Consider the following 18436-nt stretch of genomic DNA (forward strand, 5'->3'; position numbering starts at 1 on the left):
CATGGTATCGGGTTATCCGCACTGCAACGATGCGGAATCGCATTAAACCGCGCCCATCGCGGTCTGCACTGTTTTTGGATGGGACCGGCCCCGGAAGACTTGACGACCGCCGGAGTCAGCGCGGTTTAAGATATTAAAAAATCGACTATTTTAAACCACGCATCCTCTCTAAAGCCGTGAATACATCAAACCTCGAAGTCACTCGAAAGTGCGCATCTCGCTCTCGACGCGGTTTTGCGTAGCCGGAACCACTTGGCTGGGACCGTTGCGCATGCCGACCGCCGTTGCTAGCATTTTGCTTGCACTCCTGTTCAGCGAGAGCGCCGATGCACACGCTGGTCCTGCGCAACGTCCCCGACGAGATCTACCGACAACTAAAGGATTCCGCGGCGATCCACCGCCGCTCCATGACGCAGGAAGCCATTCTCTCCCTTCAAGCCGAACTGGAAGGCCACAACGCCTTTCCGGGGCGAGCATCGCCCGAAGAGACCCTGGAGTGGTTGAGACGCGAGGTCTGGCCGCTGCCCGTGCTCGACCGGCGCACGGACGAGGAGATCCTCGGCTACAATCCCGATGGTCATTTCGCCTGATCCTGTGCCCGACCCGGCGCTTCACGTGGCGATCGACCTTGCAGTCGATACCAGCGCGCTCACTGCGATCCTGCTCGGCGAGCCGGAAACCGAAGAGTTCCTGTACCGGTAGAGCTCAGCAACCCGCCCCGGACTCTGTGCACCCAATCGCACCGAGCTTCTCTTGGTGATCTAAACGCGCCTCGGCGATCCCGGGGTCGAGCGCGCCAAGCAATTTCTGCGCATGCAGCGAATCCGTACGATCCCGCTGGATGAAGCGGTGGCCGATGCGGCAGCCGACGCGTACCGCCGATTCGGTAAGGGTCGACACCCCGCAGGACTCAATTACGGCGACTGCTTTTCCTACGCCCTGGCGATCCGCGCGCCGGCCCCGCTTCTGTATCAATGCGATGATTTCGCGCAGACAGACGTGCAGTCCGCAGGACACCGAGCCGCGAATCAAACTTGATCCAGCTGCAAGCCGCGCAGATAATACCCTGTTACTTTGCGAATCCCCCAGGATGGTCCGCCGGACTTCCCGCCGGACGCGCCATTCTTTCGAGGCCCCACGATGGACACCCCCGACACGAGTCTCGGCTTCGGCCAGCTCGGCCTAGCCCCCGCCGTTGCAAAAGCGGTCGAGGACCTCGGTTACGAGACCCCGACGCCTGTTCAAAGCCAATGCATCCCGCATCTGCTCGCCGGACGTGACCTGCTCGGTCAGGCCCAGACCGGCACCGGCAAGACGGCGGCCTTTGCCCTGCCCTTGCTCAGCCGCGTCGATCCGACGCAGCGCGGCCCTCAGATCCTGGTTCTGACCCCGACACGCGAGCTTGCGCTGCAGGTCGCCGAGGCATTCCAAGGCTATGCCCAGCATCTGAAGGGCTTTCTCGTGCTGCCTATCTACGGCGGACAGGGTTACGGCCTACAGCTCAGCCAACTGCGCCGCAACCCGCAGGTCGTCGTCGGCACGCCCGGGCGCGTCATGGACCATCTCAAGCGCGGCACGCTCGCACTCGACGTGCTCAAAACGCTCGTCCTGGACGAGGCCGACGAGATGCTCAACATGGGCTTCGCGGAGGATATCGACTGGATCTTCGAGCAGACCCCGCCCGGACGCCAGGTCGCGCTCTTCTCCGCCACCATGCCCGCGGGGATCCGCCGGGTCGCCCAGACGCGGCTGTCGGATCCGGTCGAGATCCGCGTCAAGGCGGACTCCGAGACGGTCGACACCATCGACCAGCACCACTGCGTCGTCACCCGGTTCCACAAGCTCGATGTGCTGACCCGCATCCTGGAGCTCGAGCCCTTCGACGGCATGCTCGTCTTCGTGCGCACCAAGCATGCAACCGTGGAGCTCGCCGACAAGCTGAAGGCACACGGTTTCGCCGCCGAGCCGCTGAACGGCGACATGAGCCAGGAGATGCGCGAGCGTACCGTCGAGCGCCTCAAGCAGGGACATCTGGACATCTTGGTTGCGACCGACGTGGCCGCGCGCGGACTGGATGTGGAACGGCTCAGCCATGTCGTGAACTACGACATCCCGACCGACCCCTCGGCCTATGTTCACCGGATCGGGCGGACCGGACGCGCCGGTCGCGCCGGTCGCGCGATCCTGCTGGTGGAGCCGCGCGAGCGCGGACTGCTGCGTGCGATCGAGCGCACCATCCGACGCAGCGTTCCGGCGATGGAGCCGCCCTCGGCCTCGCAGTTGAGCGAGTCGCGGATCGACCGCTTCACGGCGGAGCTGCGCAAGACCCTCACCGAGCAGGATCTGGACTTCTTCTACCGCTTGGTGGCGCGGCTCGCCACCGAGCAAGAGCTGGAGATGATGGACATCGCCGCGGCGCTGGCCTATCTGACCCAGCGCGAGCGTCCGCTCGATGTCCAAGCCGATCTGCCGCGCCCGGCGGCGACGCGGCCCGAGCGCCCGGAGCGCAGTCCGCGGAGCGAAGGTCGCGACGAAAGACGTCCTCGCGCCCCCCGCGACGGCGAGCGCGGCACGGCGCCCCGGCGCGAAGGGGCCCGCGAAGACAGTCGCGACCGCCCGCGTGCCCAGGGGCGAGGATCCGAGGGCCTCACCAGCTATCGGATCGAGGTCGGCCACCAACACGGCGCCACCCCGCGTGAAATCGTCGGCGCCATCGCCAACGAGTCCGGACTGGAAGGCCGCTATATCGGCCGGATCGACATCCGAGACGATCACTCGCTGGTCGATCTGCCGGAAGGCATGCCCCGCGAGATCTTCAATCATCTGAAGCGCGTCTACGTCCGCGGCCAGGCGTTGCGGATCTCGCTTGCGGACCCGGCGGCGGGCGGCACGCGGCGCGGCGGCGCGGAAAACGCCGGCGGCGCTCGCCCCGATCAACCGACCTACGAGCGTAAGCCTCGGGAGGCCGGATTCCATCAGGAGCGTCGGCGCAAACGAACGGACCCCAGCTGAACCGCGTCCCGGGCCGGGCTCGAGGCTTGAGTCCGGTGCGGACATTCGAGTATCGACTCGGACTTTGAGTCGACGCGGGTTCAGAGATTAAAGGGAAAAGGTCAAAGGCGAAAGGGATTGGATTGTCGGGAAGGGAACACGGGGGCGGAGGATCGGGGACATTCGGGGTGCCGCACCGCCCCCTTCGGCCCGTGATCGTGGGATTTGATTGGTGGCGTTATTCTTGCTGAGCCACTCAATGTTCTTCCTCGGTCGCAATAGGTCCCCCAAGATGCTTCAACGACTCGCAGCCGCGCTCACGCGTGGCGATCTGATTCCCTATCTCGGTCCCGGCGCGCTCGCCGGCGTGGTGGACACCGCCAGCGGCGAGCCCATACCGGCCGACAGCGACAGCCTCATCCTCGCCATGAACGGCGGCAAGCCTATGTCACCACGCCTCATGTGGGAATTTCCACGTGCGGCCATGGATGTGGAGCTCAAGCGCGGTCGCAGCGCAGTCAATCGCTTTCTGGACACCACCTACGGCCAGCGCACCTGGACGCGCGCGCCTCTGCACGACTGGCTGAAGGCGCTGCATCCGCGCTACGTCATCGATGTCAATCGCGATACCCAGCTGCAGGACTCCTACGCGGGCGTCCCGCACACCCTGGTGCGCGGTATCGCGCGCATCGCCGGCACCGACTATCGCTTTCGGCTCGACCACTACGACGGGGCACACTACCGACAGGTCGAGCTCGAAGAGGTCGACCAGCGGCTTCCCGTGCTCTTCAAGCCGATGGGCAGCCCGCGGCCGGACGCGACCTACATCGCCTCGGATGCGGATTTCGTCGACTACCTGACCGAGCTGATGGGCGGATTCGGGATCCCTGCGTTTCTCAAGACCTATCGGCAGGAACGGCAGTACCTCTTTCTGGGGCTGCGCCTGCTGCGCGACACCGAGCGCATGGTGATGTCGGATTTGATCTACGGGGCTGGAACACCGGCCGGTTGGGCGCTGATCCCGGATCCGACGGACAAGGAGCGGCGGTTTTGCGAGAGCAAGGGGGTAGAGGTGATCGAGGCGGATATTCCGGATCTCCTTGCCGCGGGCGGGCTCTGCGATGCGGTCGGGGAGTTGATTCCGGCCACGCACGAGATCGGTTGCTGAACCGAACCGCGTCTGACGAACCACGCGCCGTCTTCGGGCTGGATCGAGAGGGTCCGGGTCAACCGACGTCGGCGGTGACGCGGTTCAGGATGGGAAAAACGGGAATGAGGGAAAGACGCGGGAAAACCCTTCCGCGCAATCACCTCGGCTCGTCATGCGCCGGGGTACGGCAGGTCAGGTGTCGGCGTCGGGATCGATGCCCAGGGCACGTAGTCGTGCGGCGAGACGCTCCGCGCGTTCGTGCTCCTGCTGCGCCAGGGTTGCTTGCTCTTGCGCCCGAGCGGTCGCGTGATCGGCGCGCCGCGCCAATTCGATCGAGGTTAGAAAGGAACGACCGTTCGGACCAAAGATCTCCAGTGTCTCGGGCGTGAGCGCAAAGCGGATTCCGAGCCGCGGGCTGACCCAGCCGTTGATGTGGCTGATCGGGCGGAGCCGCTCGCCTTGACGGATCCACAACTCGAGACGGTTGGTGCCGGGGTCGTAGAGGTAATACTCCTCGACGCCGTAGAGCTCGTAGTAGGCCAGTTTATCGGCCATCTCCTTGAGGCTGTTGGCGGGCGACAGGATCTCGAAGGCGACCTGCGGCGCCACCCCGCCCTCTTCCCATTGCTTGTAGCAGCCGCGTCGGCCCTTGGGCCGCCCGAAGACAACCATGACATCCGGTGCGACGGGGCCGGAGACGCGGCGATCCGCAACCGGATACCAAAGCAGATCGCCGGCGACAAAGACGTCCGGCCGATCGGCGAAGAGGATCTCCAGGTTTTCCTTGATCTTGACGATCCAGTCGAACTGCTCCGTGTTCTCCGCCATCGGCTGTCCATCGCTCTCGGGGTAGGGATCGTCCGGATCGAAATAGGCGAGCGGGTTCACGTGGATTGCTCCATCGCCGCGACCTTGGCCATCACCATGGCTTCGAGATCCTGTTTGAAGCGCACGATCCGCTCGCGCACCTGCGCGTCCGAGGCGCCGATGATCTGGGCGGCGAGGATCCCGGCATTCTTCGCGCCGTTGATGGCGACCGTGGCCACCGGCACGCCGGCCGGCATTTGAACGATCGAGAGCAAGGAGTCCTGCCCGGAGAGGCTCGATGTCTTCACCGGCACGCCGATGACCGGCAGCGGCGTGATGGCCGCCGCCATGCCGGGCAGGTGCGCAGCACCCCCGGCGCCCGCGATGATCACGCGCAGGCCGCGCTCGACCGCGCTCTCGGCATAGTCGTAGAGCCGCTTGGGCGTGCGGTGCGCCGAGACGATGGTCATCTCGTAAGGGATGCCGAGCTCGCCGAGCACGGCGGCGGCATCCTGCATCACCGGCAGGTCGGAATCGCTGCCCATGATGATGCCGACTCGGGCCGGTTGACTTGCCGATGGCTGGGATGGTGTGGCTACGGTCATGGGTGGTCCTCTCCCGAGATCTCGATCAATCGACGAACCCGCTCGGCCTTGATGCGGGCCTGCTCGATGTCCCGATCCAGGACCGTGACATGGCCCATCTTGCGATAGGGCGAGGTCGCCGCCTTACCGTACAGGTGCAGGCAGACGCCCGGAATCGCCAAGGCCTCCGCCATGCCCTTGATCACGGGGCGCCCCCGGTGACCGGGCGCCCCCAACAGGTTGATCATGGCCGCGGGGCAGAGCTGCTCGGTGGACCCGAGCGGCAGACCGACGACTGCGCGCAGATGCTGCTCGAACTGGTCGGTCATGTTCGCTTCGATGGTGTGATGACCCGAGTTGTGGGTGCGCGGCGCAACCTCGTTCACCAACAGGTTGCCCGCCTCGGTCAGAAACATCTCGACCCCGAAGATGCCCACCCCGCCCAAGGCATCGACAGTGCGCACGGCGAGCTGCTCCGCGGCGGCGGCGGTCTCGGCCGGGATCTGCGCCGGGGCAAGCAGCATCTCGAGCACATTCTCGCCCGGTCGAAAACGCATCTCGACCGCGGGATAGCACCGATGGTCGCCGTCGAGACCGCGCGCAACCAGTACGGCCAGCTCTTTGGTCGCCGGGATGAAGCGCTCGACCAGAGAGGGCACCGGAAGATGTGCGTCGAAGTCGTCGGGGCCGTCCAGGATGGAGACACCGCGACCGTCGTAGCCGCCGCGGCAGGCCTTCTGCACCAGCGGATACCCGAAGGCTGCGAAGGCGTCGGCCGAGGGCTCGGGCATCGGCTCGAACGGCGCGGTCGGGATGCCGGCCGCGCTCAGCGCCCGTTTTTGCGTGAGCTTGTCTTGGATCAAGGCCAGTACGGTCGGAGGGGGCTGAATATTATGCCCCTCGCGCCCGAGCTGGATGAGTGTCGCGGCATCGATATCCTCGATGTCGAAGGTCACGACATCGCAGGCCTCGGCCAGCTCGCGGAGCTTGGCGGGGTCGTGATAGGCACCCACGATCTGGTGTCCCGCGACCTGCCCGGCAGGCGAGCCCGGTGTCGGGTCCAGCACGACACAGGTGCAGCCGATCCGTTTCGCAGCCTTGGCCATCATGCGTCCGAGCTGACCGCCGCCGATGATGCCGATACGCGCAATTGGGAGAGGGAAGACGTCCATGCGGTGAATCATCGGCGCTCTGAAGGAAATTGGAAAGCCCCAATGGCGCGGCGCCCTCCTCGACGAGCACGGCCGAACGAACGCGATCGCATCTGCGCGTGAAACGGTCTATTCTTGAGTACACGGATAAACCGATTTTCAGTGCGACGCGCCGAACCCATCGGGCCGCTCCGATCGACCGCCTTCGTCTCGACAAGATCCCGGACCCGCACGGCAGGCCGTCCGGCGAGGCGAAACGATCCTTCGCGCACGATCGCATCCGACACGAAAGCGCGACTTGAGATCGCCGGAACAGCATGCGCGATCGCGACACACCGACGATCACCTCATCTTGGAGAATCGCACTCGCGACCCTCTTTGGTGCCCTTGTGTTTTCGGCCGGCGTGGTTATCCACACCGAGCAGGAGCATGTACAGCTCATGCGCGCGGATACGGCCGTCCTCGCGCGGGAGTACGCGAATTCGATCGCGAGCACCATCGATCGCGCCTTGTCGGCGACCCATACCTTGGCCGCTCTCGTGCACCAAGGCCAAGGCCGGATCTCTGATTTCCAAGAGATCGGCAAGGCGATGCTCCACCATTATCCAGGGGTCGACGGCCTGTTTTTGGCGCCCGACGGCGTCATTCGGGACGGGGTTCCGCTGGCCGAAGGCGAGCGGGTGATCGGCCTCGATGTTCTGAACGATCCCGTGCGCGGCCCGGATGCCAGGTTGGCTCTGGAGACCAAACGCCTGACACTGTCCAGCCCCTCTACGATGGTGCAAGGCGGGACCGGCATCATTGGACGTCTGCCCGTCTTCATCGACGATGCACAGGGCAACCCCGCCTTCTGGGGATTTACCATCGTCCGCCTACCGTTCCCCGATGTCCTCGCAACCAGCCGCCTGTCGCAGCTCGTGGAGCGCGGCATGGCCTATAGCCTGTGGACCCGGGAACCGGCAACCGGCGAAGTCCGAATCATCGAGGCATCGACGGTCGAGCCGGTCGCCCCGGTGCAGGCCCAGCTCGAGGTGCCGAATGCCACCTGGACCCTGAGTATCAGCCCGATCGACGGATGGAGCGATCCGCTCGCGCTCGGCGTGCGGATTGGGCTGGGCCTGCTCTTCAGCGTCCTGTTGGCGACGCTGGCAAAACTGCTGGCCGACGCACGCTCTCAAAAGGCGCGACTGGCCATGAAGGTTGCCGAACGCACGGCCGAGCTCCGTGCGCGTGAGGCGGAGTTGGAGCGTGCGGAGCAGATCGCGCAGGTCGGGAGCTGGGATTTCGATCTCCAGTCGAACCGGTCGACCAATTCGGCCGTCGCAAGCCGCATCACCGGCGTGCCGCCCGATAGCCCCGTCAGCCTCGAGCACTTTCTGGAGACGATTCATCCACTCGACCGCGAAGCGGTCGCGACCGCCTGGCAGGCGGCGCTTCGGGGCGAGCCCTACGATGTGGAGCACCGCACCCTGATCAACGGCAGGCTGCAGTGGCTGCGTCAAAGGGCGGTGCTCGAATTCGATACCGACGGTCGAGCGCTGCGCGCCGCCGGCACCGTCGAAGACATCACCGAGCGCAAGACGGCCGAGCAGGCACTGTCCGACAGCGAGGCGAACCTGCGACGGATCGTGGAAACGGCGCGCGAAGGGATCTGGATGATCGACGCGGAAAACCGCACGACCTTCGTCAACCCGCGCATGGCCGAGTTGCTGGGATGCCCGACGGAACAGATGATCGGTCGGCCGCCCTTCGATTTCATGGATCCCGAGATGCGTCGGCTCGTCGAGCGCAAGCTCGTCGAGCGTCGGGAGGGCAACACGGACCAATACGAGCTGCGGCTCACGCGGCTCGACGGCTCGCAGCTCTGGACACTCCTTTCCACCAACCCGCTGAAGGATGCCGCAGGCCGGTATATCGGCACGCTCGGCATGCTGACCGACATCTCGGCGCGTAAACAAGCCGAGGCTGAGCTGCGCATCGCGGCGATCGCCTTCGAGGCGCAGGAGGGGATGCTCGTCACCGATGCCGAGGAGCGGATCCTGCGGGTCAACGAGGCATTCACCCGGATCACCGGATACACGGCCGAGGAGGCCGTCGGGCAGACCCCGAGGTTACTGCACTCGGGTCGACACGACACCCACTTCTTCGCGCAGATGTGGGCACACATCGAACGGAATGGATACTGGGAAGGCGAGATCTGGAATCGGCGCAAGAACGGCGAGGTCTTTCCGGAGTGGCTGGCCATCACCGCGGTGCGTGACGACCTCGGGTACGTCAGCCACTATGTCGGCACCCTGAACGACATCAGCCAACGCAAGGAGGACGAGGCGGCGATTCGCCGGCTCGCCTTTTACGACCCTTTGACCGGACTCGCGAATCGCCGGCTGCTGCTCGACCGGCTGAATCAGACGCTGGCCGCTGCGGCACGCACGGGTCAGGACGGCGCCCTGATCTTCATCGATCTGGACAACTTCAAGCTGCTCAACGACACACGCGGACACCAAGTCGGCGATCTGCTGCTGGAGGAGGTCGCACAGCGGCTGACCGAGACGGTGCGCAAGAGCGACAGTGTCGCGCGCCTCGGCGGCGACGAGTTCGTTGTCCTGCTGCAGGATCTGGGCGAGGATCCGGCGCAGGCCGCGGCGATGGCCGAAGGGGTGAGCGAGAAGATCATCGCCGTCCTGGGGATGCCCTACAGGCTCGCGGGCGAGGAGCACACCAGCACCCCCAGTCTCGGGATCGCGATGTTCAACCGCGAGCCGCATACCGCCGAGGAGATCCTGAAACACGCCGACCTGGCCATGTACCAAGCCAAGGCCGCCGGACGCAACCGGCTGCGGTTCTACGATCCCAAGATGCAGGCGAGCGTCAACCAGCGCGCAGCGCTCGAGCGGGAGCTGCGTCATGCCATCGGAGAGGGTCAGCTCGTCCTCCACTACCAATCGCAGGTCGACGGACAAGGGCGCGTCAGCGGGGCCGAAGCACTGCTGCGCTGGCGCCACCCGGAGCGCGGTCTGATCCCGCCCGCGCAGTTCATCGGGCTCGCCGAGTCGCTCGGACTGGCCCTGCCGTTGGGCCGTTGGGTCCTCGCAAGCGCCTGCGCACAGCTTGCCGAGTGGGCAAGGCGACCCGAAACCGCGGGGCTCACCCTGGCGGTCAACACCAGCGGCGCGCATTTTCGCCGTCCCGAGCTCGTGGAGGATATCCGCCGGGCGCTCGCCGAGAGCGGGGCCAATCCGAAGCGATTGCGCCTGGAGTTGGCCGAGGCGACCTTGCTCGACGACCCCGATGACTCGCTCGGGAAGATGATCGCGTTGAAGGAGACGGGCGTTGGCTTTACTCTTGACAACTTCGGGTCGGGCTATTGCTCCTTGTCGTATCTCAAACGCCTGCCGCTGGATCAGCTGAAGATCGCCCCGGCGTTCGTGCGCGAGGTCCTCGAGGATTGCGAAGACGACGCGACCGCCGACAGTTTCGTCGCACTTGCCGAGAGCCTTGGACTGGCGCTCATGGCCGAGGGCGTCGAGACCGAGGCCCAGCGCGACTACCTAGCCCATCATGGCTGCCAAATCTTTCAGGGCTTCCTCTTCGGACTTCCGGGTCCGCCCGACGCGCTTTTACCGGCAGGAGCACAGCCGCCGAAGCGTAGGGAAGGCGAGGCCGGAGAGACGTCCTGAAGAGGGAGTGTCTCACCCGAGATCCGCCGCCGGAGAAGTCGATCGAATCCGTGCATTCCGCGACAAACGGGGGGACGGAGTTGTGCCGGGTACGGTGCAACATCGGCGTTTCCGGCAAGCACGATAAAAACGAAAGACATCGCACAGTCGAACCGAAACCCACAGACTCGCGCTCACGGGTCTATTTCGCAGCCGGCTGCGTCGCCTCCACGCCGACGCAGCCGACAACGCCTTAGAAGCGGAGGCGGCAGACATGGAGCTCGACCGCGATGACCCATTCCAGCCTTCGAGCCGCCGCCCGACCCGGGGTGGTCGCGGCCGTAGTCTTCCTGACGGCCGCGATCCTTGGCGCAGCGGCGATCGCCTACTTCGAACAACAACGGCTAGCGCTCGCCCGGGCGGATGCGGCGGCGCTGGCCGACGATTTCGCGGACATCCTCGAGATCCAAATCGATCGCGCCCTATCGGTGACCTACGCCTTGGCTGCACTGGTCCATCAGGGGGAAGGACGAATCGATGGATTCGAGACGACGGCCCGTGCGCTTCTGCCCTTTTACGAGAACGTCCAGGCCCTCTATCTGGCACCTGAAGGCATCGTCCGGCAGGTTTCTCCCCTGGAAACCAACGAGGCGGTGCTCGGCCTGAATCTGCTCGAGGACCCGGATCAACGCACCGAGGCGCGCCTTGCGCGCGACACGGGCCGGCTCACCCTGGCAGGGCCGTTCGCGCTGGTGCAGGGCGGCGAGGGTCTCGTGGGACGACTGCCGGTCTTCTTGGAGGATGCGCAGGGCAACCCGCTGTTTTGGGGCTTTACCATGGCGATGTTGCGCACCCCCTCGGCACTCGCACCCGCCGGGCTGTCGCAGTTGCACGAACGCGGTTTCGAGTTCGCACTCTGGCGCACCGACCCGAGCAGCGGCGCGGTGCAGATCATCGAGCGATCCTCCCCGGCGACACTTGCGGATCCGGTGAATCAACCGGTGCCGCTGCCGAACGCGACCTGGACGTTGAGCGTCAGCCCGATACGGGGCTGGTCCGATCCGGCAGGGCTCGCCTTCAAAGGCGCATCGGCGGTGTCGCTTGCGCTCCTGCTGGCCGCCCTCGCCGGCCTGCTCGTGAAATCCAAGGGCGACCGTGAGCGACTCGAGGATCTGGTGCGCGAACGCACCACGCAGATCCGCGCTCGCGAGTCGGAGCTCACGCGCGCCCAAGCGGTCGCCAAGGTCGGCAGTTGGACGATGGACCCGGCAAGCGGTCGCGTGCAACGTTCCGCCGAAACGGAGCGAATCCTCGGGCCTCACGAAGGCCAACCCTGCACGACGCAGGCACTGTTCGGCCCCGTTCACCCGGATGATCGGGAGATCACGGAGCAGGCTTGGCAGGCGGCGCGCGCGGGCGAGCCATTCGATATCTGCTACCGCACCCTGAACGGCGAAAGGCTCTCTTGGCTTCGCGCCCGTCTCGAGCCCGCGCCCACAGCATCGAACGGGCGAGGCTGTAGTGTCGGAACGCTGCAGGACATCACGGAGCATCGGGCTGCGGATGCAGCATTGCGCGAGAGCGAGGCCTTTCTCAACTCCGTCATGGAGATCCTCCCCGTCGGGATCTGGTTCCTGAACGCGGACGGCGAGATCCGATTCATCAACGAGGCCGGAAAACGCATTTGGGGCGGCACTCGCTATGTCGGATTCGAGCGGTTCAGCGAGTACAAGGCCTGGTGGCTCGACAGCGGTAAACCGATCGAGCCCGCGGACTGGGCGGCAACACGCGCCATTTCCCGAGGCGAGACATCGCTGGGGGAGCAAATCGAGATCGAGTGCTTCGACGGCACACGCAAGATCGTCTTGAACTCGGCCGTTCCCCTGCGCGGAACCGACGGGGCCGTCACGGGGGTCGTCGTCGTCAACCAAGATATCACCCGGGATAAGGCTGCGGAGGAGGAGATCCGTCGTCTCGCCTTCTTCGACCCCTTGACGCGCTTGCCCAATCGTCGGCTCCTGCTCGAGCATCTCGCCCACGCCCAAGCCAAGAGCGCCCGCAGCCTGCAGGAAGGCGCTCTGCTCTTCATCGATCTGGACAATTTCAAGACGCTCAACGACACCTATGGCCACGAGACGGGCGATCTGCTGCTTCGGCAGGTCGCGGAGCGCCTGAATGGCTGCGTGCGCGAGGGCGACACCGTGGCCCGTCTCGGGGGCGACGAATTCGTCGTCATGCTCGAGGATCTGAGCACGGATCCGAAAGAGGCCGCGGCCCATGCCGAGCGCACGGCCGAGAAGATCCTCGCCCAGCTCAATCCGCCGTATCGCATCGCGGAGCAGTCGCACCACAGCACCCCGAGCATCGGGATCACACTCTTCTGCGGCCATCGCGAGAGTCTCGAAGAGGTGCTCAAACGCGCCGACCTGGCCATGTATCAGGCCAAGGGTGCGGGCCGCAACACCTTACGCTTCTTCAATCCGGAGATGCATTCGGTCTTGGCGAGACGCGCAACGCTCGAGGTCGACTTGCGCCAGGGCCTACTCGACGGGCAGTTCTTTCTCCAATATCAGCCCCAGGTGGACGACAACGACAAGGTGACGGGCGCCGAAGCGCTGCTGCGTTGGCGCCACCCGCAACGTGGCCTGGTCTCGCCGGGAGAGTTCATCCCGGTCGCCGAATCCTCGGGCCTGATCCTACCGCTCGGACAATGGGTTCTCGAGGCCGCCGCGCGTCAGCTCGCCGTCTGGGCGAGGCATTCCGAAACCAGCCACCTGTCCTTGGCCGTGAACATCAGTGCGCGTCAGTTCCGCGATCCGCACTTCGTCGAACAGGTCCTGCGGATCATCGGACAGACCGGGGCGAATCCTCAGCGACTCAAGCTCGAGATTACCGAGAGTCTGCTGCTCGACGACATCGGCGACGCCGTGGCGACGATGACGGCGCTCAAATCCCACGGCGTCGGCTTCTCGCTCGACGACTTCGGAACCGGCTACTCGTCGCTGTCCTATCTGAAGCGGCTGCCGCTCGATCAATTGAAGATCGACCAGTCGTTCGTCCGCGATGTGCTGACGGATCCGAACGACGCCGCGATTGCGCGCACCATCGTCGCCCTTGCACAAACACTCGGACTCGGCGTCATCGCGGAGGGTGTCGAGACGCAGGCTCAGCGAAGCTTTCTCGCCGAGCACGGATGCCACGCCTTTCAAGGGTATCTGTTCGGACGACCCGGCGGCGCCGAGGATCTGCTTGCGCAGTCCCAATCGATGGCTTGACCCGTTCGGGCGAGTCCAGCCGGCCACGCCTAACCGCGGACGGTGGTATCCTTGCGGGGAGCGAGTCACCGTCCTTCCGTTCAGGCAGTCGCGCGCATGAATCTTCTCTTCGTCGTTCTCATTCCCTTCATCGGGGCCGGCTTGGCCGCCCGGGTGTCGCGCTTCGGCCGACTGCAATCGGCCTGGATGGCCGGAGGCGTCACCCTCGCATCCATGGCAGCGCTGGCGCCGAGCGTGACCGCCCCGTTTCTGGGCGAGACCCTGGTACAACGCATCCCCTGGATACCCGCGCTGGGACTCGACCTGACATTCCGGCTCGACGGTCTGGGTCTGCTGTTCGCGCTGATGATCCTCGGGATCGGACTGCTGGTCATCCTGTATGCGCGCTACTATCTCGCAGAGCGCGACTGCATGGGTCGGTTCTACGGCTATCTGCTGCTCTTCATGGGATCGATGCTCGGGATTGTCCTCTCCGAGAATCTGATCCTGCTCTTGATGTTCTGGGAGCTGACGAGCCTCTCGTCCTTCCTCCTGATCAGTTATTGGCAGCATCGCGAGGATGCCCGCACGGGCGCGCGCATGGCGCTTGCCGTCACGGGGTTGGGCGGGCTCGCAATGCTCGGCGGCTTCGTGCTGCTGGGCGAGATGGTCGGAAGCTACGATCTCTCGGTCGTCCTCGCCAACGGCGATCTGATCCGGTCCGACCCGCTCTATACGCCGATGCTGGTCTTGATCCTGCTCGGCGCCTTTACCAAATCGGCGCAGTTCCCGTTCCATTTTTGGCTACCGCACGCCATGGCGGCACCCACCCCCGTGTCGGCCTATCTGCACTCGGCGACCCTGGTCAAAGCGGGCGTCTTCCTGCTGGCACGCCTGTTCCCGGCGCTTTCCGGGACAACCGAGTGGTCGGTCCTGGTGATGGGTGCGGGCCTCTCGACACTGTTGATCGGCGCCTATTTCGCCCTCTTCAAGCACGATCTGAAGGGTCTGCTCGCCTACTCGACCATCAGCCATCTGGGCCTCATCACCCTGCTGTTCGGCATCGGCACACCGCTCGCCGCCGTCGCCGGGGTCTTCCACATCATCAACCACGCGACCTTCAAGGCATCACTCTTTATGGCGGCCGGGATCATCGACCACGAATGCGGGACGCGCGACATGCGCCGCATCAACGGTCTCTGGCGCTACATGCCCTACACGGGGACGCTGGCGATGGTGGCCGCGGCGGCGATGGCCGGTGTCCCGCTCTTCAACGGCTTCCTCTCCAAAGAAATGTTCTTCGGCGAGACGGTCAGCTTCTCGGCCGACCATACCTGGGATTGGCTCCTGCCCAGTGCCGTCGTGGTCGCCGGCATCTTTGCCGTGGCCTATTCGCTGCGTTTCATCCACGACGTCTTCTTCAACGGCGATCCAGTCGATCTGCCCAAGACCCCGCACGAGCCACCGCGCTGGATGAAGGTACCGGTGGAGATCCTGGTCGCGGTCTGTCTACTGGTCGGGATCCTGCCGGCCTTTACCGTGGCACCGCTGCTCTCCGTGGCGGCGGCGGGCGTGCTCCAGAGCGCACCCCCCGACTACGACCTGGCCATCTGGCACGGCGTCAACGCCGCGCTGATCATGAGCGTCGTCGCCTTGGTCGGAGGCATCCTCATCTACGCCGGGCGCAGACCGCTGTTCAACCTCGCGACCCGGCTCGAAGGACTCCTCGATGCCAAGGCCGTCTTCGATTGGCTACTGAGGAGACTCCTCGCCCTGGCCTGTGCCGTCACGGGCTCCCTGGATACCGGCTCGCTGCAGCGCATGCTGCTCGTCTTCATCGTCTCGGCGCTGAGCCTGGGGACGATCGGTTTCCTCGGCGGCGACGCCGCTCTGACCGGCGATCGCGACCTTTTGCCGGCCGATGCGGTCAGTCTGCTCGTCACGATCGCCCTGATCACCGTCGCACTTTGGACGGTTGTCCTGCACCGTCGTCGCCTGACCGCACTCATCGTGATGGGGGCCTTGGGCCTGCTCGTCTCGCTCATCTTCGTGAAATTTTCGGCTCCGGACCTCGCCTTGACCCAGCTCTCGGTGGAGGTGGTGACCATCGTCCTGTTGCTGTTGGCGCTCTATTTCCTGCCGCAGCACAGCCCGAGCGAATCGAGCCGGGCCCGGCGGATCCGCGATATCGGGGTCGCCGGCTTGGCCGGCGGCGGTGCGGCGGCACTCACCTGGTCGGTACTGACCCGGCCTTACGAGAGCATCGCGGACTACTTTCTGGAAAACAGCGTACCCGGAGGGGGAGGCGGCAACGTCGTGAACGTCATCCTGGTCGATTTCCGAGGTTTCGACACCTTGGGCGAGATCTCCGTCCTGGCGCTGGCGGGCTTGGGGATCTATGCGATGCTCAAGGATCTGCGCCTGCCCGGACCGGCCTGCGACGCACGCGGTCGGCCCTGGAACTGGGACATGCACCCGACCATCATGGCGGCGCTGACGCGGCTCCTGCTGCCCCTCGCACTGCTGGTCTCGGTCTTCGTCTTCCTGCGCGGACACAACCTGCCGGGCGGCGGTTTCATCGCAGGGCTCATCACCGCAATCGCCTTGATCATGCAGTATTTGGCGAACGGCGTGGAATGGACGCACAGCCGCATGACATCGAATCTGCATCCGGTCATCGGCGCCGGGTTACTGATCGGATTGCTCACCGGGCTCGCGAGCCTGGTCTTCGGCTATCCCTTCCTGACCTCCACCTTCACCCATGTGCACTGGCCGGTAATCGGTGACTTCGAGCTCGCCTCGGCGATCGCCTTCGATCTCGGGGTCTATCTCGTGGTGGTCGGAGCGACGCTCCTGATCCTGGTGCATCTCGGTCTGATGCACAACGCCAGTCATCCGGACGATCAGGAAAGGGCGGAGCCGAACCATGCTTGAGGAGCCGTCGTCGATGGAAGCCCTGATCGCCGTGATCATCGGTGTCTTGACCGCCTGCGGGGTCTACCTTGCACTGCGGGCGCGCACCTTTCCCGTGGTGATCGGACTGACCCTGCTGTCCTACGCCGTGAATCTCTTCCTTTTCGTCACCGGACGCCTGACCATCGGTCAACCCGCGGTGATCTCGGATCAGGCCGTCGGCTATGCGGATCCGCTTCCGCAGGCGCTGGTGCTGACCGCCATCGTCATCAGCTTCGCCATGACCGCCTTCATCATCATGCTGGCGCTCAAGGCGCGTGCCGAGCTGGGAACCGATCACGTGGACGGCCGCCTCGAGGCCGGCGACGGCGGCGGCATCCAGGGGGGAGAGCGCGGATGAACCATCTGGTCATCGCCCCGATCCTCTTCCCGCTGTTTGCGGCGACCCTGTTGCTGCTGGTTCGGCGCGCCATCCCCTTGCGCGTGCGCCGCCGACTGAATCTCGTCGCACTCATCGTGCAGATCCTGCTGGTGTCGCTGCTGGTTCAGCGTGTCGCCGGGGGCGAGATCCTGGTGTATGCGCTGGGCAACTGGCCGGCACCCTACGGGATCGTCATGGTCGCGGATCGCCTGAGCGTCTGGATGCTGCTCATTACGAGTCTGCTTGCCTTCTTCGCCATGCTCTATGCCGTGCGCGGCACGGATGCCGGAAGCAGGCACTTCCATCCACTGTTTCAGCTCCAGATGTTCGGTCTGAGCGGGGCCTTTCTCACCGGCGATCTGTTCAACCTCTTCGTCTTCTTCGAGATCCTGCTGCTCGCCTCCTACGGGCTGCTGCTGCATCGCGGCGGGGCGAGTCGGGTTCGCGCGGGCCTGCACTTCGTCGCGCTGAATCTGGCGGGGTCGACGCTCTTTCTGTTCGCGGTCGGCACGCTCTACGCCATCCTCGGGACGCTCAACATGGCGGACCTTGCGGTGAAGGCGGCGGCCACACCCCCGGAGAACCTCGGCGTGGTGCGCGCCGCAGGGCTCCTGTTGTTCACGGTCTTCGCGCTCAAGGCGGCGTTGATCCCGCTCTATCTCTGGCTGCCCGCGGCCTATTCATCGACATCGGCACCGGTGGCCGCGCTCTTTGCCATCATGACCAAGGTCGGCGCCTACAGCATCCTGCGGGTCTATACCCTGATCTTCGGCGCCGAGGCCGGCCCGGTCGCGGATCTGATCGGACCCTGGCTGTTGCCGCTCGCGCTCGCAACCATGGCGGTCGGCACCTTGGGCGTGCTGGCCGCGCACGAGCTGCGCCGGCAGGTCGCCTATCTGGTGGTGGTCTCCGTGGGATTCCTGCTGACGGCCTTTGGACTGGGGACCGAGGCCAGCATCGGCGCGGGCCTCTACTACTTGGCGCACAGCACCTTCGCCGCGGCCGCGTTCTTCCTCCTGGCGGACATCATTGCCATGGGACGCGGCACGCTTGCCGATCGCCTGGATCCGGGGCCGATCATCGCCAACGCCAACCTGGTCGGTGCGCTCTTCTTCGTCACCGCCATCCTGGTCGCCGGACTGCCGCCGCTCTCTGGGTTCTTAGGCAAATACATGGTCTTGAACGCCGCGGTAGACCTGCCGAGCATGCCTTGGGTCTTCGGTGTGATTCTGACCGCCGGACTCTTCGGCGTGATTGCGCTCGCGCGCAGCGGCAGCCTGTTGTTCTACCGCGCCGAGGGCGTCATCGAACGCACCGGTGCGGCCGGCCGCTCCGCCGTCGGTCCGAACTGGGGCCGCCTCCTGCCGGTCATCGGCCTTCTGCTGCTGTGTGTCACGCTGGTCGTCTGGGCCGGCCCCTTGTCCGACTACACCCGTGCGATCGCCGAGCAGCTCTTGAAGCCGAACGTCTATATTCGAGCCGTGCTGGGCGACCCCCTAAACGCATGAG

13 protein-coding genes are annotated in these 18436 nt (G+C 65.2%); 10 read left to right on the top strand and 3 right to left on the bottom strand.

The genetic code is table 11. The features are described 5' to 3' along the window. Positions 1-326 precede the first annotated feature (326 nt). From THIMADRAFT_RS15060 to THIMADRAFT_RS15075, 5 genes are all read left to right on the top strand, one after another. On the top strand, positions 327-590 hold the full coding sequence (locus THIMADRAFT_RS15060; RefSeq protein ID WP_007193925.1) for a FitA-like ribbon-helix-helix domain-containing protein: 264 nt from the start codon (positions 327-329) through the stop codon (positions 588-590). Then, positions 574-702, top strand: coding sequence for a type II toxin-antitoxin system VapC family toxin (locus THIMADRAFT_RS28250; RefSeq protein ID WP_139052851.1), 129 nt, complete (start codon positions 574-576; stop codon positions 700-702). Before THIMADRAFT_RS15060 ends, THIMADRAFT_RS28250 begins: the two co-directional genes overlap by 17 nt. Positions 703-813: 111 nt before the next feature. Then, positions 814-1038, top strand: coding sequence for a type II toxin-antitoxin system VapC family toxin (locus tag THIMADRAFT_RS28600; RefSeq protein WP_007193926.1), 225 nt, complete (start codon positions 814-816; stop codon positions 1036-1038). Positions 1039-1140: 102 nt separating this feature from the next. Next, positions 1141-3012 carry a DEAD/DEAH box helicase gene (locus THIMADRAFT_RS15070; protein WP_007193927.1) on the top strand — a complete coding sequence of 624 codons (1872 nt, stop codon included), beginning with the start codon at positions 1141-1143 and terminating at the stop codon, positions 3010-3012. Between the two features lie 271 nt (positions 3013-3283). Continuing rightward, positions 3284-4159: an SIR2 family protein gene (locus THIMADRAFT_RS15075; protein WP_040731795.1), complete on the top strand. Its 876-nt coding sequence runs from the start codon at positions 3284-3286 to the stop codon at positions 4157-4159. A 174-nt stretch (positions 4160-4333) separates the two neighbouring features. On the opposite strand, the gene THIMADRAFT_RS15080 is transcribed toward THIMADRAFT_RS15075, so the two are convergent. Genes THIMADRAFT_RS15080 through purK form a run of 3 tightly spaced genes read right to left on the bottom strand, consistent with a single transcriptional unit; the run spans position 4334 to position 6704 of the window. Next, entirely contained in the window at positions 4334-5029 is a 696-nt protein-coding gene (locus THIMADRAFT_RS15080; RefSeq protein ID WP_007193929.1) for a Uma2 family endonuclease, read from the bottom strand. Beyond that, positions 5026-5553, bottom strand: a complete 528-nt coding sequence (gene purE / locus THIMADRAFT_RS15085) for a 5-(carboxyamino)imidazole ribonucleotide mutase (RefSeq protein ID WP_007193930.1) — start codon at positions 5551-5553, stop codon at positions 5026-5028. Before purE ends, THIMADRAFT_RS15080 begins: the two co-directional genes overlap by 4 nt. Then, positions 5550-6704, bottom strand: coding sequence for a 5-(carboxyamino)imidazole ribonucleotide synthase (gene purK / locus THIMADRAFT_RS15090; RefSeq protein ID WP_040731796.1), 1155 nt, complete (start codon positions 6702-6704; stop codon positions 5550-5552). Before purK ends, purE begins: the two co-directional genes overlap by 4 nt. 296 nt (positions 6705-7000) lie before the next feature. Between purK and THIMADRAFT_RS24840 the strand changes: the two genes are divergently transcribed. The 5 genes from THIMADRAFT_RS24840 to THIMADRAFT_RS15115 all read left to right on the top strand — a co-directional run bounded on the left by THIMADRAFT_RS24840 (position 7001) and on the right by THIMADRAFT_RS15115 (position 18435). After that, positions 7001-10360: a bifunctional diguanylate cyclase/phosphodiesterase gene (locus THIMADRAFT_RS24840; protein ID WP_007193932.1), complete on the top strand. Its 3360-nt coding sequence runs from the start codon at positions 7001-7003 to the stop codon at positions 10358-10360. A gap of 269 nt (positions 10361-10629) precedes the next feature. Further along, complete coding sequence (locus THIMADRAFT_RS24845; RefSeq protein WP_007193933.1) at positions 10630-13614, top strand: bifunctional diguanylate cyclase/phosphodiesterase; 2985 nt, start codon at positions 10630-10632, stop codon at positions 13612-13614. A 96-nt stretch (positions 13615-13710) separates the two neighbouring features. Then, positions 13711-16527, top strand: coding sequence for a monovalent cation/H+ antiporter subunit A (locus tag THIMADRAFT_RS15105; protein WP_007193934.1), 2817 nt, complete (start codon positions 13711-13713; stop codon positions 16525-16527). Positions 16528-16540: 13 nt separating this feature from the next. Beyond that, positions 16541-16906 (top strand): Na+/H+ antiporter subunit C, encoded by a 366-nt coding sequence (locus tag THIMADRAFT_RS15110; RefSeq protein WP_007193935.1) that lies wholly within the window; start codon positions 16541-16543, stop codon positions 16904-16906. After that, positions 16903-18435 (top strand): monovalent cation/H+ antiporter subunit D, encoded by a 1533-nt coding sequence (locus tag THIMADRAFT_RS15115; RefSeq protein ID WP_007193936.1) that lies wholly within the window; start codon positions 16903-16905, stop codon positions 18433-18435. Before THIMADRAFT_RS15110 ends, THIMADRAFT_RS15115 begins: the two co-directional genes overlap by 4 nt. Position 18436: the final 1 nt, after the last annotated feature.

Source organism: Thiocapsa marina 5811 (assembly GCF_000223985.1).
Classification (GTDB): Bacteria; Pseudomonadota; Gammaproteobacteria; order Chromatiales; family Chromatiaceae; genus Thiocapsa; species Thiocapsa marina.